This window comes from Pararhizobium sp. LjRoot255, from assembly GCF_964252905.1.
In the GTDB taxonomy this organism is placed as follows: domain Bacteria; phylum Pseudomonadota; class Alphaproteobacteria; order Rhizobiales; family Rhizobiaceae; genus Pararhizobium.
The window spans coordinates 851,921-869,460 of sequence record NZ_CAXUPQ020000001.1 but is presented as its reverse complement, the minus strand read 5'-3'; the positions used below and the strand labels follow the sequence as shown (position 1 = coordinate 869,460).

The window sequence follows — 17,540 nt, the reverse complement described above, 5'->3', positions numbered from 1 at the left end:
TGGCCATCGAAACAGCGGGTTAACCAAGAAATTTAACGCGTTAGCAGGCATGAAGCTGGCTGCTGTTTCCCGGTACCGACCGGAATGTCCCTTCCATTTCACCTGTTCAAAAGGGGCAGTTTTACCATGACGAGCATTCTCACCAATTCGGCTGCGATGGCAGCACTCTCCACCCTGCGTTCGATCAACGATGGCATGGAAACGACCCAGGGTCGCGTTTCTTCGGGCCTGCGCGTCGAGACGGCAGCGGACAACGCCGCTTACTGGTCGATCGCAACGACCATGAAGTCGGACAACAAGGCTCTCTCCACCGTTCAGGACGCTCTCGGTCTCGGCGCTGCCAAGACGGACACGGCCTATACCGGCCTCGACAACGCGATTAACGTTATCTCCGAAATCAAGGCCAAGCTGGTCGCTGCCCGCGAACCGGGCGTTGACAAGCTGAAGATCAACAAGGAAATCACCGAGCTCAAGAACCAGCTGGTTTCGACCGCCCAGTCGGCTTCCTTCTCGGGCGAAAACTGGCTCTACCGCGACGCCGGATCTGCCGCCGCCCTCGGCACCAAGGAAATGGTCGGCTCCTTCACGCGCGGCGCCAACGGCGCGGTTGCGGTCGGTATTCTGGAATTCGACGCTGCCACCTCGGTTCTGATCGACACCGTGGACTCCTCGCTCGGTCAGCTGACCAAGGCAATTACCATCGAGCAGGGCGCTGCCGTCGGTACCGGTACCGCCAACGCCACCTACCACCTCATCCTCGCTTCCGGCGGTACAGCTCCGACCGGCTCGGTGCTGGTCGCGCTGACTGCAACGACCCTGGACGATAATGTCGAAGGCATGATCAGCGCCGTTGATGCGATGCTGACGAGCCTGACCGATGCCGCCGCGACGCTGGGCGCCACCAATACCCGCATCTCCATGCAGGATGACTTCATGGCTGACCTGATGGACGTGATCGACAAGGGTGTCGGCCGCCTCGTCGACGCCGACATGAACGAAGAGTCGACACGCCTCAAGGCGCTCCAGACGCAGCAGCAGCTTGGCATCCAGTCTCTCTCGATCGCCAACTCCAACTCGGAAAACATCCTCTCGCTCTTCCGTTAATCGGAACAGGGGAACGACAAAGCCGGCGGACGTCATCAAAATGTCCGCCGCCAGTCCCACAGACCGCGTCTCGCAAGGGGCGCGGTCTTTCCGTTTTCCGTCGCTGCGACAGGCGTATCTTAACGATTCGGCAATTCAGATTTATTTTCGTTCATTTTGATTACCTACTTGCTAACGACGTTAAGTGTTTGTTAACCATGTGACCGTTAAGTGTTCGTTAAGAGCGACAGGCTGTCCTTGGGCTAAACATGGGACAGTTTGCATGACGCTGGTCCCGTCGCTACCGGTCATCAACCCGGAATGTTCCGTTTAATTTTCGAACTGGGGCAATGACCAATGACCAGCATCCTCACCAATTCTGCGGCGATGGCCGCTCTCCAGACATTACGTTCGATCAACACGAACATGGAAGACGTGCAGAGCCGCATCTCCTCCGGCTATCGCGTCGAGACCGCCGCGGACAATGCCGCCTACTGGTCGATCGCGACCACGATGCGCTCGGACAACGCCGCCTTGTCGACCGTTCAGGATGCGCTCGGGCTGGGTGCTGCCAAGGTCGACACATCCTACGCCGGCATGAGTTCGGCCATCGACGTCGTCTCCGAGATCAAGGCAAAGCTCGTCGCGGCGCGCGAACCGGGCGTCGACAAGACCAAGATCAACAAGGAACTCAGCGAACTCAAGAACCAACTCGCATCCGCTGCCGAATCGGCATCTTTCTCTGGCGAAAACTGGCTCTACAATGACACGACGACACCGGCGGGGACGAAGTCGATCGTGGCGTCCTTCAACCGTTCGACCAACGGTTCGGTTTCCGTCACGACTCTGGATTACGACACGGCTGAGTCGATCTTGATCGACACCCAGAACTCCTCGCTCGGCCAGCTCACTAAGGGCGTTGCCGTCGAGCAGGGCACTGCTGTCGGCACCGGTACGGCCAACGCGACCTATCACCTTGTCCTGGCTTCCGGCGGCACCGCGCCGACCGGCTCGGTGCTGATCGACCTAACATCCGCGACCCTCGATGTTGATCTCGAAGGCATGATCAGCGCCGTCGATGCCATGCTCAGCAACCTGACCGATGCCGCTTCGACCCTCGGCGCCATCACCAGCCGCATCGACATGCAGGAAAACTTCGTCGCCAACCTTATGGACGTGATCGACAAGGGTGTCGGCCGTCTCGTGGATGCCGACATGAACGAAGAGTCAACGCGCCTCAAGGCCCTGCAGACGCAGCAGCAACTGGGCATCCAGGCTCTCTCGATCGCCAATACCAACTCGGAAAACATCCTGCGCCTGTTCCAGCAGTAAGTTTCCTCTTCGCGGACTGAACGGTGGGCAAAGTTCCGGGCTCCGCGACCCGGCTCATCGCCGCCCCCTTCTTGCGGGGCTGCAATCAAGTCTTTCCGCCGTGCCGCCGGTCATCGGTGTGGTTGGAAACGGTTGGACCGCGCTAATTGCCCGAGCGCGGTCCAACACCTCATAGCAGGTCTCGATGATGGCAGCCTGTCATCGAGACCTCTCATTACATTTCCGACCTACATTTTCGCACAAGTTTGGCCGGGTAGTCTCCATCCGCAACCATTCTCGTCCGGGTTGCCAGGCAATATGAATATTGTGCTGCCGTTGTATGCGGCCTGCGCCACCGGGCTCTCCGGGCGGCGAGCCGGTACGGATTGAAAATGTTCGGGCCGTGCGGCGTTGCCGTTACGCAGGGTCCTGAAGGAGACATTCCGGAAGTGTCACAGTCGATTGTTTTCAGGCCCGTTAGCCAAATGCTGCCAGCAACCGAAAAGGGGGCGGGCCAAGCCGTGACCGAAACGATGGCCTGTACCGCGGGAGGCATCCGATGAGCGCTTCCATTTCCCGCTATCTCAAGGATTTCAGCGCGCCCAAGGTCGATCTCTCGATGGTCCCGCCGCGATATTTCCCGGACCTCGATGACGACTTTCCAGCCGACGGTGCTTTCGCCATGAAGCAGCAGGCCGAACCGCAGATCGATATCGAGGCAGAGCGCCGAGACGCATTCGCACAAGGGCGCCGGGAAGCGGAAGCCGAGCAGCTTTCGTTGCACGCAACGGAAATCGCCGCGCTCACCGCGCGCCACGCTGCAGAACTGGAGGCCACGCGCGTACGCTGCGATAATGAAATCGCAGCGATGATTTATGATCGCTTCTCCGACATGGGGTCCCAACTCGCCACCATGCTTTCCGGCCAGACGGCGCGTGTCTTGGCACCTGTGATGGACGAGGTGCTGCTGCGCAAATCCGTCGATGATCTGGCGCGCATGATCGCCCACTCGGTCGGTGCCGGCGAGGGCGCCAAAATTACGGTGAAGGGGCCCTTAGCTCTGTTCGATGCGCTGAAGCGTCGTCTCGACGATGAAACACTGGTCTTCCGCCATCAGGAAACTGCCGACATCGACCTCTCGGTTGAGTTCGGCGATTCGATCCTGGTGACACGAATGGCTGCCTGGGCCGATACGGTCAGGAAGGTGCTGGCATGAGCGAGACCGAAAGCCATCACCATGGCAAGAACGAAATCATCATCGTCAAGCGTCATGGCGGCAACCACGACGGTCATCATGGTGGCGCCTGGAAAATCGCCTATGCCGACTTCATGACGGCGATGATGGCGTTCTTTCTCGTCATGTGGCTGATCAATGCGGCCAACCCTCAGACCAAGGCAGCACTTGCCTCCTATTTCAACCCTGTGCAGCTGACCGATGCCAAGCCGTCCGAAAAGGGCGTCAAGCAACCGGCCAAGGACGCCAAGGGTGAAGAAGACCAGATGAAGTCCAAGGTGAACGGTACCGAGACGAGGACGGGCGGATCGGCCAAAAACGGCGACGACCTGACGGCGACGTCGGGTGAAGAGACGCAATATTCCGACGCCGATTTCTTTGAGAACCCCTATTCGGTCATGTCCGAAATCGTCAAGGAAACGGGCCGCAATGCCAATATCAGTGCCAAGGGCGACGGCGGTGCGTCGACCTCCGGCCCTGCGACGGGCGCAGAGGGCGGCGAGGCCTATCGCGACCCGTTCGATCCGGATTTCTGGACGAAGCAGGTCGAACTGCAGAATGCTGAAAAAGGTGGCGACAGCCTCGAGGCCAAAGCCGGAGATGGGCCGGCGGATGCTTCGAAAGAGTCCGCCTCGGCTACCGCTCCACAAGGCCAGTCCGGCGCGGCAATGAAAGACCAGGCTGCCCAGCCTGAACAGGTTATGTCGGCCAAGCCCGATGACAATGCCGCCAAGGCCTTGAAGGCCGAGATCGAGAAGGAAATCGGCGGGTCTGCTGGCAAGCTTGCAGAAGGGCTGCTGGTGACGCCGACCGAGGGCGGGCTTCTTGTCACGATCAGCGAGCAGGCAGACACGCCGATGTTCGGTGTCGGCTCGGCCGTGCCTGAAAAAGACATGGTCATCGCCATGGAGAAGATAGGCAAGCTTTTGTCCGCGCGGGCGGGCGCGATCGCCATCCGCGGCCATACCGACGGCCGTCCCTTCAAGAAGGGCGTCTACGATAATTGGCGGCTTTCGTCCGACCGTGCCCAGAGCGCCTATTACATGCTCGTTCGCGGTGGTCTCGCCGAAAGCCGTGTCAGTCAGATCAGCGGCTTCGCGGACAAGCGTCTCCAGCTTCCGAAGGATCCGCTGGCTCCGGCCAACCGGCGTATCGAAATCCTGCTGCAGACAAATCAGGGCTGACCGATGCTGAAGGCGATCCGCAACCTCTTTCTCGGCGCCTGCGCCATCGGGGCCCTTCCGGGCTTCGCGGCGCACGCCGGCGATCTGGAGGATCTGGCGCCGTACAAGATGCTGCGGTCCCTGCAGTATATCCAGGATTCGATCGTTCTTGGTGATCATTCAGCCGGCGAGATGCAACGTTTCATGCTGGGCGCGATCGACAAGCGCCTGCGATCTGCGGATCCTTCCGTTTTCGATGATCCGAGAAACGTAGACGCAGCTTTCATCTACGCGATGAGCGGCGGCAATCCGGATACGCTGTCCTATCTCGCGGACCGCGATATTGAAGGTAATTTCGACAGCCGCGTCGTCGATGCGCTGAGCCACTACCTCGCCGGCAAGGGCGAGCTGATGGTCGAGAACCTCGAGAAGGCCATCCCGGAATACCGGAACGCGCGGATTGGCCCCTATCTTTATCTGGTTCTCGGCAACGGTACGGCGCAGCAGGACCCCGCCGCATCGATGAGATACTATGATTGGGCGCGGCTGACGGCGCCGGGCACGAATATTGAAGAAGCCGCCTTGCGGCGGTCGATCGCGCTGGCGACCCGTGGCCACATGCCGGACAAGGGGTTTGCCTATTCCCTGTCCTATGCGCGGCGCTTCCTGACATCTCCTTATGCCAGTCAGTTCGCCGATGTCTTCGTCGAATTGGCGGTCGCAAACTACGCCGAACAGGGCAAGATACAGGAAATTCTCGGTTTCATGGACAGGCCCCGGCAGCGCGAAGTCTATCTGCGCATTGCCCGGCGCGCGGCTATCGGCGGTATGCAGGAACTGGCGACCCTTGCCTCCCGGCGTGCCCAAGCACTTTCGGATGTCGCCGATGGAGGCCAAAAGGCGCTGGCCAACCTCTATTCCGGGCTCGCCGGCGTTCCGTCCCAGGATATCCTCGAAGCGGTGAAGGGGATCAGCTCCATCCCTGACGCGGAGCTCTCTCCGCGTGACCGCGCGTTGCGTGAGGCCGCAACAGTCGTCGCACAGGAAGTGTTGCGTGCGCCCGATCCAGAAAGCCTGACACAAGCGTCCGTTTCTAATGTCGCTTCCGAAATCAGTGTGGGGGAAAGCGGACCGGAGACGGGCAGCGGCGAAAGCCCGTTTGCTGCACCGGCATCCGGCGCGGTCTTGAATGCCGCGCAAGCGGAGGAGACTCAGCCGATGGCAGCGTCAGAAGCGAGCCCACCCGATCCGGTTCTCGATGCGTTTCTGAGCACAGGTCGCTCGAAACTCGACGAGATCGATTCTCTCCTGAAGGGGGAAGACGAGAAATGACATTTGTGGACGACAGCCTTTTGGGCACGGCCCCGATACGCTCAGCCAAGTCTGGCGGCAAGCAAAACGAAGCGGACGCGGCCAATCAGCGTTCGGCCTTCGAGAATGCCTTTGCCGATGCCGCCGGCAAGAAAAAGCAACCGGTGATTTCGATCAGCGGAAAGACAGCGGCGGACACCGGCACGCAGGCGACCATTGCGGCTTCGCAGACTCTGAACGCCGCTGCCAACATCGACGCCGTGTCCAACGATGCCGCCGCCGCGATCGATCAGGACGGATCGTTATCCTTGGGTTCAACGGATCGCGGTGAGATGAAGTCCGCGCTCGCAAGCACCAATGCCGCTTTCCGCGCTGCTGCGAAGCAGACGCTGATGCCGCAGAGCGGGAAGCCCACCGTTGAACAGGAAGCTCCTGGCCGACAGTTCACTTTGACGCCCTCCGAGGGGAAAGCCCGTCTCCTGGCCTCCATCGGTCTTGCCAATCTTGGCGTGGATGCGACAGCCGGTGCCGGTGAGACACTGGACGAGCAGGCTGGCGAAAAGTTGAAGGGCCTCTTGAAGGATCCGAAGGCGCAGCTCTCGAAACGCAGCGATGCCAAGGCAGCGACGTCGGACGAAGCATTGCAGGCGAATTCATTCGACGACGCCGATGCGGCGATGGATACCGCGCCCGCCGATGTCAGCCGTCTGCTTGCGCTCCTTGGCGCCGCGCAGAAGCCGACGGACGCCGGCACAATGGCGCAGGCGGACACAACGCCGGTCCTGTCCGAGTTCCAGGCGCTGGCCGAGAGTGCCGGCAAGGCCAAGGCCGCTTCGAAGGATGCCGCGGCGGCGAAAGCGCCGGTCCACTCGGAGGCTAACGCCAACGCAGTCCAGGACGCTACGCAGGCAGGGTCAGATCAGCTGTTCCGCTTCACCCGTGCAGGTGGCAAGGGTCAGGTTCTGTCCATGAATGTGGCGTCGGATGAGGACAAGGCAGGCGCCGCGTCCATGACAACTGCCAAGACAGAAACCGTGACTGTCGTTGAAGCGCGCCGCTATCTCGGCCTGGCATCCACCAGCAATGCGTCGGCGATAACGAGCCAGATCGCCAGCAATCCGGAATGGGTGAACGCACTCCAGCAGAGCACGGCGGCTTCGGCTCCGCTGACGGAGGCTTCTACCGGCAAGGTTCTCAACACGCTGAAGATCCAGATGCATCCGATCGATCTGGGCACGGTGACGGCCACGCTGCGGCTCAAGGATGACGAATTGCAGGTTGAGTTGAAGGTGGAGACCGGCGACGCCTTCCGCCAGCTCAGCGACGATCAGGATGCGATTGTGAAGGCGCTTCGCGCGCAGGGTTTCGCCGTGGATCAGGTCAGCGTTGTCTTCAACAGCTCGGATAGTTCCAGCGGCAACAATCCGCAACAACAGGCACAGTCTCAGACGGGCCAGCAAGGCCGCGAGGCAGCCGGCGACGGTCTTGCCCCGGGCAGGGAGCAGCGCAACGATAGTGGCAGCCAGGAACAGGGCGGCGGAAGGTGGACGGGCAATGAAGGTACGAGCGACGCGTCTTCTGGTGCTGAGCCTGGCCGGACTGGCGACGTCTATATGTAACGCTGAAGCCAATACAGGCGCTTGCGAGAGCGAGATCGCGGCCGCCGCCGCGAAATACCGGATTCCGGCCGGTATTCTTTATTCCGTCGGTCTGACGGAAACCGGCCGCAAGGGGTCGCTCCAACCTTTTGCCATGAACATCGAGGGCAGGGCCTATTTCGCCAACAGCGCCGAAGAGGTGTTGCAGCGATTTGCCGCCGCCCGTGCGCAAGGAGCCAAGCTGATCGACCTCGGCTGCATGCAGATCAACTACCATTTCCACGGCGAGAATTTTGCCTCGCCGGACGAGATGCTGAACCCGAGGAAAAACGTCGAATACGCCGCCCGCTTCCTGGCCAATCTCCATGCCAGGCACGAGACCTGGACGATGGCCGTTGCCCGGTATCATGCCGGCCCCAACAATGACCCCGCGCAGAAGAAGTATGTCTGCCGCGTGATCGCAAATCTGGTGGCTACAGGCTATGGAAAGTGGACGCCAAACGCCTCGAATTTCTGCCGTTGACACAACCTGAAGGAGATTTCCTCCGATCTTTTTATGCGCCATCTAATTGCGTCAACATTGCGTTCGAAAAATGACCGCAAACGCTTTCGTAATGAAGCGTTAACGTTTCCTCATAAATTTTAGTGTCCCATTCTGACGTACGTACTACATGTAGATCAAATCGGTACAGAAATCTTAATCTAGTATTAATTTCAGCCATTAACTTCCCATAGTTGTTCAGGAATCCGCCGATTCGTATCTCTTGTCCCATCGAGGCACCATACTGATTCGGAGGCGGACGAATGATCGTAGTGGTTGATGAGCGAGAGCTCGTGAAAGACGGATATACTTCACTGTTTGGACGGGAGGGCGTGCCCTCCACCGGGTTCCATCCGAGCGAATTTGGCGACTGGGTTTCAACAGCGGCGGACACCGATATCGATGCCGTCGAGGCGTTTCTGATCGGCCAGGGCGAGAAGTCGATGAGCCTGCCCCGTGCCATCCGGGACCGGTCTACGGCGCCGGTCATCGCCATCAGCGATTCTCCCTCGCTTGAAACGACACTGGCGTTCTTCGACTGCGGCGTCGATGATGTGGTGCGCAAGCCGGTTCATCCCCGGGAAATCCTTGCCCGCGCAGCGGCCATCCGCCGCCGCCTCAAGGCCTTGGCGAACTACACCGACATAGGCCCGATCCGGGTTTTCTCCGACGGCCGGGATCCGGAAGTGCATGGCGAAGTTTTCGCCCTTCCGCGCCGCGAGCGCCGCATTCTCGAATATCTGGTCTCCAACCGCGGACGGCGTGTGTCCAAGACCCAGATCTTCAACGCCATCTACGGCATCTTCGATGAGGACGTCGAAGAGAACGTCGTCGAAAGCCACATCAGCAAGCTCCGCAAGAAGCTGCGCAAGCGGCTCGGCTTCGATCCGATCGATTCCAAGCGGTTCCTCGGCTACTGCATCGACTGGAGCTGAGGATTGTCATGTCGGCGTTTCGGATGTGGCGGCATTCGATCCGGCCGCCCAAGACAGGTTCACGCAAGGCCCGCTTCCTAGAGTTGCCATAACGACGAAAACGAGGATCGGACATGAGTCTTTTCGGAATGATGCGAACCGGTAGTTCCGGGATGAATGCTCAGGCAAACCGTCTGAGCACCGTCTCTGAAAACATCGCCAACGCCAATACGACCGGTTATAAACGGGCATCGACGGAATTCTCCTCCCTGATCCTGCCGTCGAGCAATGGCGCCTACAACTCCGGCGGCGTTGAAACGAAAGTCCGCTACAGCATTTCCGAGCAGGGCCCGACGACCTTCACGACGTCCGGCACGGACATGGCCATCAACGGCGGCGGCTTCTTCATCGTTTCGGGCGAAAACGGCTCGAACTTCCTGACCCGCGCCGGCGCCTTTGTTTCGGATGGCGACGGCAATCTGGTGAATTCCGCCGGCTACACCCTGATGGGTTACGAATACGAAGCAGGCGTCGACCCGACGGTCGTCGTCAACGGCTTCGACGGTTTGACGAAGGTCAATCTTTCGTCCGACGGTCTGATCGCCTCCGGCTCCACCGCGGGTTCCATGGGTGCCAACCTCAACTCGGCGGATGTAGCCGGCGTAACGGCTCCGTCGACCACATCGCTCAGCGTCTTCGACAGCCAGGGCAATGCGCGTCTGCTTGATTTTACCTACACGAAAACCGCTGCTAACACGTGGACGCTGGATGTGGTGGACCGCGAAACGGCAGCATCGCTCGGCACGGCAAATCTCATATTTAACGCTGACGGGAGCTTGGCGGCCGCATCCGACACCTCCGTAACGACGACTGCAATAACCGGCATACCAGGCACTGGCGCCGACCTGGCGTCGCTGATCATCGACCTCACCAAGACCACGCAGCTCGGCTACAAGTTCAATCCGGATGGCGGCTCCATTGACGGCAACGCGCCGAGCAAAGTGACCGGCTTCCAGATCGACGGCGAAGGCATTGTCTACGTCCAGTACGAGAACGGCGACCTCGATCCGCGCTACCGCGTGGCGCTTGCAAACGTCGAAAGCCCCGACAACCTCGTCCCCCAGTCGGGCAACGTCTATTCGCAGGGTGTGGATTCGGGCGTCATCGTCACCGGTTTCGCCGGTTCCGGCGATTTCGGCAGCATCCAATCGGGCGCGCTCGAAGGCTCGAACGTCGATATCGCCAACGAACTGACGGCGATGATCGAATCCCAGCGCAGCTACACGGCGAACTCGAAGGTCTTCCAGACCGGTGCCGACCTGCTTGACGTTCTTGTGAACCTGAAGCGGTAATTGAAAGTACAGGCTCTGCCATGTCTCTGTCATCTGCGATAAGCACCGCAAATTCGATCTTCAGCAACACAGCGCAGCAGACCGCGATCGTGTCGAAGAACATCGCGAATGCCAGCAATTCGGACTATTCGCGGCGTTTGGCGATGCTCGGCACCAGCCTGAATGGAGCGCAGGTCGTTTCCATTCAGCGGGCGCAGAATGATGCATTGCTCAAGCAGAGCATTGTCAGCATCTCCCAGGCATCCGCGCAGGGCACGCTCTTTGCGGGCCTGGAGACGCTGAAATCCTCGCTCGGCGGAAACGACTACGAAACGTCGCCTTCCACCTATCTGTCGACGTTTCGCGACAGCCTGCAGACATTCGCTTCAACGCCGGGCAACACGACGATAGCGGCAACGCTGGTGTCGGATGCAAACGACCTGGCGAACTCGCTCAACAAGACTTCGGCCGCGGTTCAGGACCTGCGGCTGGAGGCCGACAAGGAAATCGCCAGTTCGGTCAATACGCTGAACGGTTTGCTGGCCGATTTCGAACAGGCCAACAACGGCGTCCTGACAGCAACCGCTTCGGGTGCGGATGCCAGCGAAGCGCTCGATCAGCGCGACAAGCTGCTGCGGCAGATTTCTGAGATCGTCGGCATTTCGACAGTGTCGCGGGCAAACAACGACACTGTCATCTACACGTCCGACGGCACGGTTTTGTTCGAAAATACGGCCCGCAGCGTGACATTCGCTTCAACCGCCGGTTTCGGCGCCACGACGGCGGGCCAGAAGATTTTCATCGATGGCGTTCCGGTGGCGGCCGGTACAGGCGGAAACACCTCCGGCGAAGGAAAGCTTTCAGCACTGCTGCAATTGCGTGATGAGATCGCGCCGAAATTCCAGTCGCAGCTGGATGAAGTTGCGCGCGGACTGGTGGAACTGTTCAAGGAAGACGACGGCATTACCGTCTTGCCCGGTCTTTTCACCTGGACGCCGACTCCGCCGCCCGCGACCGTACCCGCCGCGGGAACCGTGGAGCCAGGTATCGCCGCCACGCTCCAGGTCAACGCGCTGGCGCTTTCTGATCCGCTGCTCGTTCGCGACGGTGGCTTCAACGGCGCTGCTTATATCCAGAACACGGGCGGCAGCGCGGGCTATTCGGACCTGATCGACAGCTATGTCGCTGCCATGGGCGGTAACCTGGCCTTCGATACGGCGACAGGTCTTGACGGCAGCAGCACCATTCTGGATTTCGCAACGTCGTCGGTCGGTTGGCTCGAAGACCTGCGCAGCAGCGCTTCCACCGCAAACGACAACAAGACGGCGCTGCTGTCCCGCACCCAGGAAGCGCTGAACAACGAGACCGGCGTCAGCATGGACGAGGAACTCTCGCTGCTGCTCGACCTGGAACAATCCTATAAGGCATCGGCCAAATTGGTCAGTACCGTGGACGCCATGATGGCGGCCCTTCTGGAAGTTGTGAGGTAATCATGAAGACGTCCTTCGTTTCGAACCTGGCTGTCCAAAATGCGATGCGGCTGACGATCCAGCAGTCGCAGGCGGAAGTGGTCAAGTTGCAGGAGGAAGTCACCACTGGTCGCCACGCCGATGTCGGCGTGGCTCTCGGCGGCTCAACGTCGCGCTCCCTCGACCTCCAGCGCGAAATGGCGCGGATGAAGACGCTGAACACCACCAACGCCGTTGTCACGCAGCGTCTTGCCGCGTCACAGGAGGCACTTGAGACGGTCGCCGATGCAGCCCAGTCCATCAACAAAGTGCTGATCGGACTGAGCGGAAGCGAAGCGGCCGATCAGTTGGCGATCGCCAAGACGGAGGTCACCAATGCTCTTTCGATCTTCAGCTCGGCACTGAACACATCTTTCAACGGAGAATATCTCTTCTCGGGCGTCAATACCGACGTGAAACCAGTTGCCGATTACAACGATCCCGCCGTCTCAGCTGCGAAGACAACCTTCGATACCGAACTTGCGACCTACATGTTGGTAAACGGCATCGCATCGATGAGCGACTTTACGCGGTCGCAGATGGACGACTTCATCACGAACACGCTCGAACCCCTGTATATGGGGACGCAGTGGACAACCGATTGGTCTCAGGCATCCGACCAGACCATGACGAGCCGTATCTCGACAACTGAGGTTGTATCGAGTTCGACAACCGCCAATTCCGACGGAATGCGCAAGTTCGCGCTGGCGAGTGTGATTGCCACGGAACTGCTTGGCGCGGATGTCAGCGCCGAGGTCCGCGCCACCGTCAGCACCGCGGCGATGGGCTATATCGGCGAGGCAATTTCCGGGATCGACGCGCAACGCAGCGATCTCGGTATTTCCGAGGCACGCGTGAAGAAGGCCAATACCGCGCTCGAAGCACAGATCGAACTCGTCACGACGCATATTTCCGATCTTGAGGGGATCGATACCTACGAAGCGTCGACGCGCATGAACACGCTGCTGACGCAGATCGAGACTTCTTACACGCTTACCTCGCGGCTTCAGCAGTTGAGCTTGATCAATTTCCTCTGATGCGGTGGGGACCAGGACAAACATGAAGGATGTCTGAATGTATCAGTTTTCATACGCCGAGATCATGGAGGACGGCGTCGCCGACTCCAAGGATCGCGAACGGCAAGTGCTCGACCGCTCGATTGCGCTGCTGGCAGCGGCAAAACAGCAGAAAGGGTACTCGAGGGAGGCCATCGAGGCGATTTACTACACCCGGCGGGTCTGGATCCGGTTCATCGAGGATCTTCGCGCGTCGGACAATCAGCTGAACGACGAACTGCGCGCCAACCTTATTTCCATCGCCATCTGGATTCTGGGCGAAACGGAAAAGATTCGCAAACGCGAATCCTCCAATTTCCAGGGCATCATAGACATCACAACCATCATCAGGGATGGACTCAAATGAAAAGCACACTGCGTATCTCGCTGAAGTCGGGCGAACGGATTTTTGTCAACGGGGCGGTGTTGCGGGTCGACCGTAAGGTCGCTGTCGAATTCCTGAACGACGTGACGTTCCTGCTCGAAAACCATGTATTGCAGCCGGAAGATGCCAACACGCCGCTGAGGCAACTCTATTTCATCGCCCAGATGATCCTGATCAATCCGGAAGGTGCCGAACAATCGACCAACATGTTCCGCAAGTCGGTGGTCATGCTGCTGAACTGCTTCAAGAACGAAGACGTCGTGGCGGAACTCAAGCGCATTGACGGCATGGTCACGCAGGGCCGGGCCTTCGACGCCCTGAAGGCGATCCGCGGGCTCTACGCCATCGAGGATCGCATTCTCAACAACCACGAAATCACCCCGGCAACGGTCGAACAGATTCGCAAGGAGATCGCACCATGGCGGTAAGCGGCGTAACGTCAACCACCACCACTGCGTCGACGACGACCTCGAGTTCGACCACGGATGCGGCTTCGGCGAGCCTGAACTACGACAGCTTCCTGAAGCTGCTCGTAGCGCAGATGAAAAACCAGGATCCGACCGAGCCGATGGATTCGACCGAGCAGATCGCGCAACTTGCGACCTTCTCGCAGGTCGAGCAGACGATCAAGACCAACACCAACCTCGAAAGCCTGCTGCAGCGCACCTCGCTCAGCGAAGCCAATGCCGTCATCGGCAAGACGGTGACGAGTTCAGACGGCAAGACAACTGGCGTCGTCAAGGAAGTGAAGCTATACTCGGATGGAATCATCGCGGTGCTTGATACCGGCAAGGAGCTTGCCGTCGGCCCGGGTGTTACCGTGAAGTGATAGCTGATGAATGAGGCGGATGCCCTCGATATAGTGCAGGCGGCGATCTGGACGGTCGTCGTCGCTTCGGGACCTGCCGTTCTCGCCGCCATGGTCGTCGGCGTCGTCATCGCCTTCGTTCAGGCCCTTACGCAGGTTCAGGAAATGACCCTGACCTTCGTGCCGAAAATTCTCGCCGTTCTGGTGACGGTTGCGCTTTCAGCTTCCTTTGTCGGCTCGCAGATTTCCATCTTCACCGATATCGTCTTCTCCCGCATCCAGACCGGTTTCTGACGCGCCGCTGGCAAAGCTGCGGCAAAACGGCGTCACGAAAAGCGTCTTTGTCTTTCTTTCCGTCATCGATGCCACCTTCGCGCAAGTTTGGCGCGTTAGGTCCTGTTGTCAGTATGGGCAGCAGGTATGAACGCTGCCTGCCTCTCATGAAGAGACGGAACTTCCGATGGCAACACCTCCTGCTCTAGTCATCCCGAAGGTCGCACCGAAAGGCCGTGATATCGGCTTTGCGCTCGGCATCGTGGCGATCCTGTCGATCCTCTTTCTGCCGATACCGCCGTTCCTGATCGACATCGGGCTGGCCTTTTCCATCGCATTCTCCATTCTCATCCTGATGGTTTCCCTGTGGATTCAGAAGCCGCTGGATTTCTCGTCGTTCCCGGTCATTCTGCTGATCTCTACCATGACGCGTCTGTCGCTCAACATCGCGACGACACGCGTCATCCTTTCGCATGGGCATGAAGGACACGACGCAGCCGGTGGCGTCATCGCCGGTTTTGCGCAGCTCGTCATGGGCGGCGATTTCGTCATCGGTCTGATCGTCTTCCTGATCCTGATCACGGTGAACTTCATCGTCATCACCAAGGGCGCGACGCGCATTGCCGAAGTCGGCGCCCGTTTCACCCTCGATGCCATTCCCGGCAAGCAGATGTCGATCGACGCGGACCTCTCCGCCGGCCTGATCGACGAGAAGGAAGCACAACGGCGCCGGCGTGAACTGGAAGAGGAAAGCTCCTTCTTCGGTTCGATGGACGGTGCCTCGAAGTTCGTGCGCGGCGATGCGATTGCCGGATTGCTGATCACCGCCATCAACGTCTTCGGCGGCATCATCATCGGCTATGCCCGCCACGACATGTCCATCGGCGAGGCCGCCGATGTCTTCGTCAAGCTCTCGGTCGGCGACGGTCTGGTGTCGCAGATTCCGGCTCTGATCGTATCGCTGGCCGCAGGTCTGCTCGTATCGCGCGGCGGCACTGCCGGATCGACGGACCAGGCGGTCGTCAACCAGCTCGGCGGCTATCCGCGTGCCCTCATGGTGGCAGCCGGCTTGCTCCTGCTCTTGGCCATGATGCCGGGTCTTCCCTTCATTCCGTTCGCCTTCCTTGGCGGCGGCATGGCTTTCCTCGGCTGGATGATCCCGCGTCAACTCGAAACGGCCAACAAGCTCAAGCGCGCGCAGGAGCAGCAAACCGCCCAGCAGAAGACGGACAGCGAGAAGGACTCGGTCAAATCCGTCCTAAAGACCGCGGAAATCGAGCTTCTGCTCGGCAAGCAGGTCTCCACCCGGCTCCTCGGCGCCCATCAGGAACTGGCCTTCCGCGTCGGCAAGATGCGCCGCAAGTTCGCCGGTCAGTACGGCCTCATCGTTCCGGAAATCAAGGTGTCTGACGATATCGGCATTCCCGACAAGGCCTATCATATCCGTATCCATGGAACGACTATCGCCTCGAACACGGTCCGCGTCGGCGAAGTTATCGTGGTGACCGGCGGCGGCCGTAAGCCCAGTGTCCCGGGGGACGACATCCGCGAACCCGCATTCGGCATGCCGGCCGTGTCGATCCTGGAAACCTTCACCGAGGACCTGAAGCGCGAGGGCTTCCACCCGATCGACAACGTCTCGGTGGTGCTGACTCATCTCTCCGAAGTCATCCGTAACAACCTGCCGCAGCTCCTGTCCTACAAGGACGTCAAGATCCTGATCGAGCGCCTCGATCCGGAATATCGCAAGCTGGCGGACGAAATCTGCACCTCGCACATGTCCTATTCGGGTCTGCAGGCGGTGCTGAAGCTCTTGCTTGCCGAGCGCGTCTCGATCCGCAACCTGCATCTGATTCTGGAAGCGGTTGCTGAACTCGCCCCGCATGTGAGGAAGACCGAGCAGATCGTCGAACATGTGCGCGTGCGCATGTCGCAGCAGCTTTGCGGCGATCTCGCCGACAACGGCACGCTGCGCGTTCTGCGTCTCGGCAACAAATGGGACATGGTCTTCCACCAGGCGCTGAAGCGTGACGCCAAGGGCGAAGTCGTGGAATTCGACATCGATCCGCGCCATCTGGAAGAATTCAGCGAGCAGGCAACCAAGGTTATCCGCGAACATCTCGACCGCGGCATGCCATTCGTACTGGTAAGTTCGCCCGAATCCCGGTCTTATGTGCGCATGATCATCGAGCGCCTGTTTGCCACATTGCCCGTCCTCAGCCACGTCGAACTTGCCAAGGGTCTCGAGATAAAGATCATTGGCTCCATCTCATGATCTCCGATCCTGAAGGCACGGTGCTGGCGCTTTTTGCCGCATTCTGCCGGATCGGCGCGTGCATCATGATCATGCCAGGCTTCTCGACGGCGCGCGTCCCCGTGCAGATCCGCCTTTTCGTGGCTGTGGCGATCTCGATGGCGGTGCTGCCGATCATGTGGAACGACATCTATCCGCAGATTTCCGGCAAGGGGCATACCTATATCTACATCATAGCCACCGAAACGGTGGTCGGCAGCGTCATCGGCCTGATCGCGCGTTACTATGTGCTCGGGCTGCAGTTCACCGGAACGGTCATCACGATGATGATCGGTTTCAACGCGCCGCCGACCGCCGACGTTCTCGAAGATACGGCGGAGAACCAGCTGACCAACCTGATCAGCTTTGCTGGCCTGATGGTCCTCTTCATGCTGGATTTCCACCACGTCATCCTGTCGAGCATCGTCGATTCCTACAAGGTGATGCCGCTCGGGGCCGGCTTTGACCCGCAGGGCGTACTGATAACGCTCACCAATGCGCTCGAAACGACGTTTTACATCATGCTTCGCCTGGCGAGCCCTTTCCTCATTTATGGGTTGTTGTTCAACGTCGCCATCGGCATGGTCAACAAACTGGCGCCGCAGATGCCGCTGTATTTCATCTCGCTTCCCTATCTGATCATGGGCGGCATGTTCCTTCTTTATCTCGGCATCGCCGCGATGCTGCGCCTGTTCGCCGACGGCTTTGCGCCGGTGATGCAAGGGAGCTAGC

17 protein-coding genes are annotated in these 17,540 nt (G+C 59.6%); all 17 read left to right on the top strand.

The annotated features are described in order from the left end of the window. Positions 1-126: 126 nt before the first annotated feature. Positions 127-1,104 (top strand): flagellin, encoded by a 978-nt coding sequence (locus ACSQ2W_RS04340; protein ID WP_436085160.1) that lies wholly within the window; start codon positions 127-129, stop codon positions 1,102-1,104. 336 nt (positions 1,105-1,440) lie between these two features. Then, a complete protein-coding gene (locus ACSQ2W_RS04335) occupies positions 1,441-2,415 on the top strand; it encodes a flagellin (RefSeq protein ID WP_436085159.1) in 975 nt (324 codons plus the stop codon). Positions 2,416-2,953: 538 nt separating this feature from the next. Beyond that, positions 2,954-3,610: a hypothetical protein gene (locus ACSQ2W_RS04330; protein ID WP_436085158.1), complete on the top strand. Its 657-nt coding sequence runs from the start codon at positions 2,954-2,956 to the stop codon at positions 3,608-3,610. Beyond that, on the top strand, positions 3,607-4,812 hold the full coding sequence (locus tag ACSQ2W_RS04325; protein WP_436085157.1) for a MotB family protein: 1,206 nt from the start codon (positions 3,607-3,609) through the stop codon (positions 4,810-4,812). Before ACSQ2W_RS04330 ends, ACSQ2W_RS04325 begins: the two co-directional genes overlap by 4 nt. Before the next feature lie 3 nt (positions 4,813-4,815). Beyond that, positions 4,816-6,123, top strand: a complete 1,308-nt coding sequence (gene motC, locus ACSQ2W_RS04320; RefSeq protein ID WP_436085156.1) for a chemotaxis protein MotC — start codon at positions 4,816-4,818, stop codon at positions 6,121-6,123. Beyond that, positions 6,120-7,721 carry a flagellar hook-length control protein FliK gene (gene fliK, locus ACSQ2W_RS04315; protein WP_436085155.1) on the top strand — a complete coding sequence of 534 codons (1,602 nt, stop codon included), beginning with the start codon at positions 6,120-6,122 and terminating at the stop codon, positions 7,719-7,721. The genes motC and fliK overlap by 4 nt, the downstream gene beginning before the upstream one ends. Beyond that, a complete protein-coding gene (locus tag ACSQ2W_RS04310) occupies positions 7,657-8,223 on the top strand; it encodes a transglycosylase SLT domain-containing protein (protein ID WP_436085154.1) in 567 nt (188 codons plus the stop codon). The genes fliK and ACSQ2W_RS04310 overlap by 65 nt, the downstream gene beginning before the upstream one ends. Positions 8,224-8,504: 281 nt before the next feature. Beyond that, positions 8,505-9,176 carry a transcriptional activator Rem gene (gene rem / locus ACSQ2W_RS04305; protein WP_436085153.1) on the top strand — a complete coding sequence of 224 codons (672 nt, stop codon included), beginning with the start codon at positions 8,505-8,507 and terminating at the stop codon, positions 9,174-9,176. Between the two features lie 113 nt (positions 9,177-9,289). Beyond that, on the top strand, positions 9,290-10,507 hold the full coding sequence (locus ACSQ2W_RS04300; RefSeq protein WP_436085152.1) for a flagellar hook protein FlgE: 1,218 nt from the start codon (positions 9,290-9,292) through the stop codon (positions 10,505-10,507). 20 nt (positions 10,508-10,527) lie between these two features. Further along, on the top strand, positions 10,528-11,976 hold the full coding sequence (gene flgK, locus ACSQ2W_RS04295) for a flagellar hook-associated protein FlgK (RefSeq protein WP_436085151.1): 1,449 nt from the start codon (positions 10,528-10,530) through the stop codon (positions 11,974-11,976). Positions 11,977-11,978: 2 nt separating this feature from the next. Then, positions 11,979-13,031 (top strand): flagellar hook-associated family protein, encoded by a 1,053-nt coding sequence (locus ACSQ2W_RS04290; protein ID WP_436085150.1) that lies wholly within the window; start codon positions 11,979-11,981, stop codon positions 13,029-13,031. 37 nt (positions 13,032-13,068) lie between these two features. Next, entirely contained in the window at positions 13,069-13,416 is a 348-nt protein-coding gene (gene flaF / locus ACSQ2W_RS04285) for a flagellar biosynthesis regulator FlaF (protein WP_018324193.1), read from the top strand. Then, entirely contained in the window at positions 13,413-13,862 is a 450-nt protein-coding gene (flbT, locus tag ACSQ2W_RS04280) for a flagellar biosynthesis repressor FlbT (protein WP_436085149.1), read from the top strand. Before flaF ends, flbT begins: the two co-directional genes overlap by 4 nt. After that, complete coding sequence (gene flgD, locus ACSQ2W_RS04275) at positions 13,853-14,263, top strand: flagellar hook assembly protein FlgD (RefSeq protein ID WP_436085148.1); 411 nt, start codon at positions 13,853-13,855, stop codon at positions 14,261-14,263. The genes flbT and flgD overlap by 10 nt, the downstream gene beginning before the upstream one ends. Positions 14,264-14,269: 6 nt before the next feature. After that, positions 14,270-14,536: a flagellar biosynthesis protein FliQ gene (gene fliQ / locus ACSQ2W_RS04270; RefSeq protein ID WP_436085147.1), complete on the top strand. Its 267-nt coding sequence runs from the start codon at positions 14,270-14,272 to the stop codon at positions 14,534-14,536. A gap of 166 nt (positions 14,537-14,702) precedes the next feature. After that, positions 14,703-16,790: a flagellar biosynthesis protein FlhA gene (flhA, locus tag ACSQ2W_RS04265; protein ID WP_436085146.1), complete on the top strand. Its 2,088-nt coding sequence runs from the start codon at positions 14,703-14,705 to the stop codon at positions 16,788-16,790. Continuing rightward, positions 16,787-17,539 (top strand): flagellar biosynthetic protein FliR, encoded by a 753-nt coding sequence (fliR, locus tag ACSQ2W_RS04260; RefSeq protein ID WP_436085145.1) that lies wholly within the window; start codon positions 16,787-16,789, stop codon positions 17,537-17,539. Before flhA ends, fliR begins: the two co-directional genes overlap by 4 nt. The last annotated feature ends 1 nt before the right edge of the window (position 17,540 follow it).

What these genes read in the sequence shown, in the direction of transcription:
- ACSQ2W_RS04340 (WP_436085160.1), top strand. Translation starts at nt 127, where the DNA reads ATGACGAGCATTCTCACCAATTCGGCTGCGATGGCAGCACTCTCCACC.
- ACSQ2W_RS04335 (WP_436085159.1), top strand. Translation starts at nt 1,441, where the DNA reads ATGACCAGCATCCTCACCAATTCTGCGGCGATGGCCGCTCTCCAGACA.
- ACSQ2W_RS04330 (WP_436085158.1), top strand. Translation starts at nt 2,954, where the DNA reads ATGAGCGCTTCCATTTCCCGCTATCTCAAGGATTTCAGCGCGCCCAAG.
- ACSQ2W_RS04325 (WP_436085157.1), top strand. Translation starts at nt 3,607, where the DNA reads ATGAGCGAGACCGAAAGCCATCACCATGGCAAGAACGAAATCATCATC.
- motC (WP_436085156.1), top strand. Translation starts at nt 4,816, where the DNA reads ATGCTGAAGGCGATCCGCAACCTCTTTCTCGGCGCCTGCGCCATCGGG.
- fliK (WP_436085155.1), top strand. Translation starts at nt 6,120, where the DNA reads ATGACATTTGTGGACGACAGCCTTTTGGGCACGGCCCCGATACGCTCA.
- ACSQ2W_RS04310 (WP_436085154.1), top strand. Translation starts at nt 7,657, where the DNA reads ATGAAGGTACGAGCGACGCGTCTTCTGGTGCTGAGCCTGGCCGGACTG.
- rem (WP_436085153.1), top strand. Translation starts at nt 8,505, where the DNA reads ATGATCGTAGTGGTTGATGAGCGAGAGCTCGTGAAAGACGGATATACT.
- ACSQ2W_RS04300 (WP_436085152.1), top strand. Translation starts at nt 9,290, where the DNA reads ATGAGTCTTTTCGGAATGATGCGAACCGGTAGTTCCGGGATGAATGCT.
- flgK (WP_436085151.1), top strand. Translation starts at nt 10,528, where the DNA reads ATGTCTCTGTCATCTGCGATAAGCACCGCAAATTCGATCTTCAGCAAC.
- ACSQ2W_RS04290 (WP_436085150.1), top strand. Translation starts at nt 11,979, where the DNA reads ATGAAGACGTCCTTCGTTTCGAACCTGGCTGTCCAAAATGCGATGCGG.
- flaF (WP_018324193.1), top strand. Translation starts at nt 13,069, where the DNA reads ATGTATCAGTTTTCATACGCCGAGATCATGGAGGACGGCGTCGCCGAC.
- flbT (WP_436085149.1), top strand. Translation starts at nt 13,413, where the DNA reads ATGAAAAGCACACTGCGTATCTCGCTGAAGTCGGGCGAACGGATTTTT.
- flgD (WP_436085148.1), top strand. Translation starts at nt 13,853, where the DNA reads ATGGCGGTAAGCGGCGTAACGTCAACCACCACCACTGCGTCGACGACG.
- fliQ (WP_436085147.1), top strand. Translation starts at nt 14,270, where the DNA reads ATGAATGAGGCGGATGCCCTCGATATAGTGCAGGCGGCGATCTGGACG.
- flhA (WP_436085146.1), top strand. Translation starts at nt 14,703, where the DNA reads ATGGCAACACCTCCTGCTCTAGTCATCCCGAAGGTCGCACCGAAAGGC.
- fliR (WP_436085145.1), top strand. Translation starts at nt 16,787, where the DNA reads ATGATCTCCGATCCTGAAGGCACGGTGCTGGCGCTTTTTGCCGCATTC.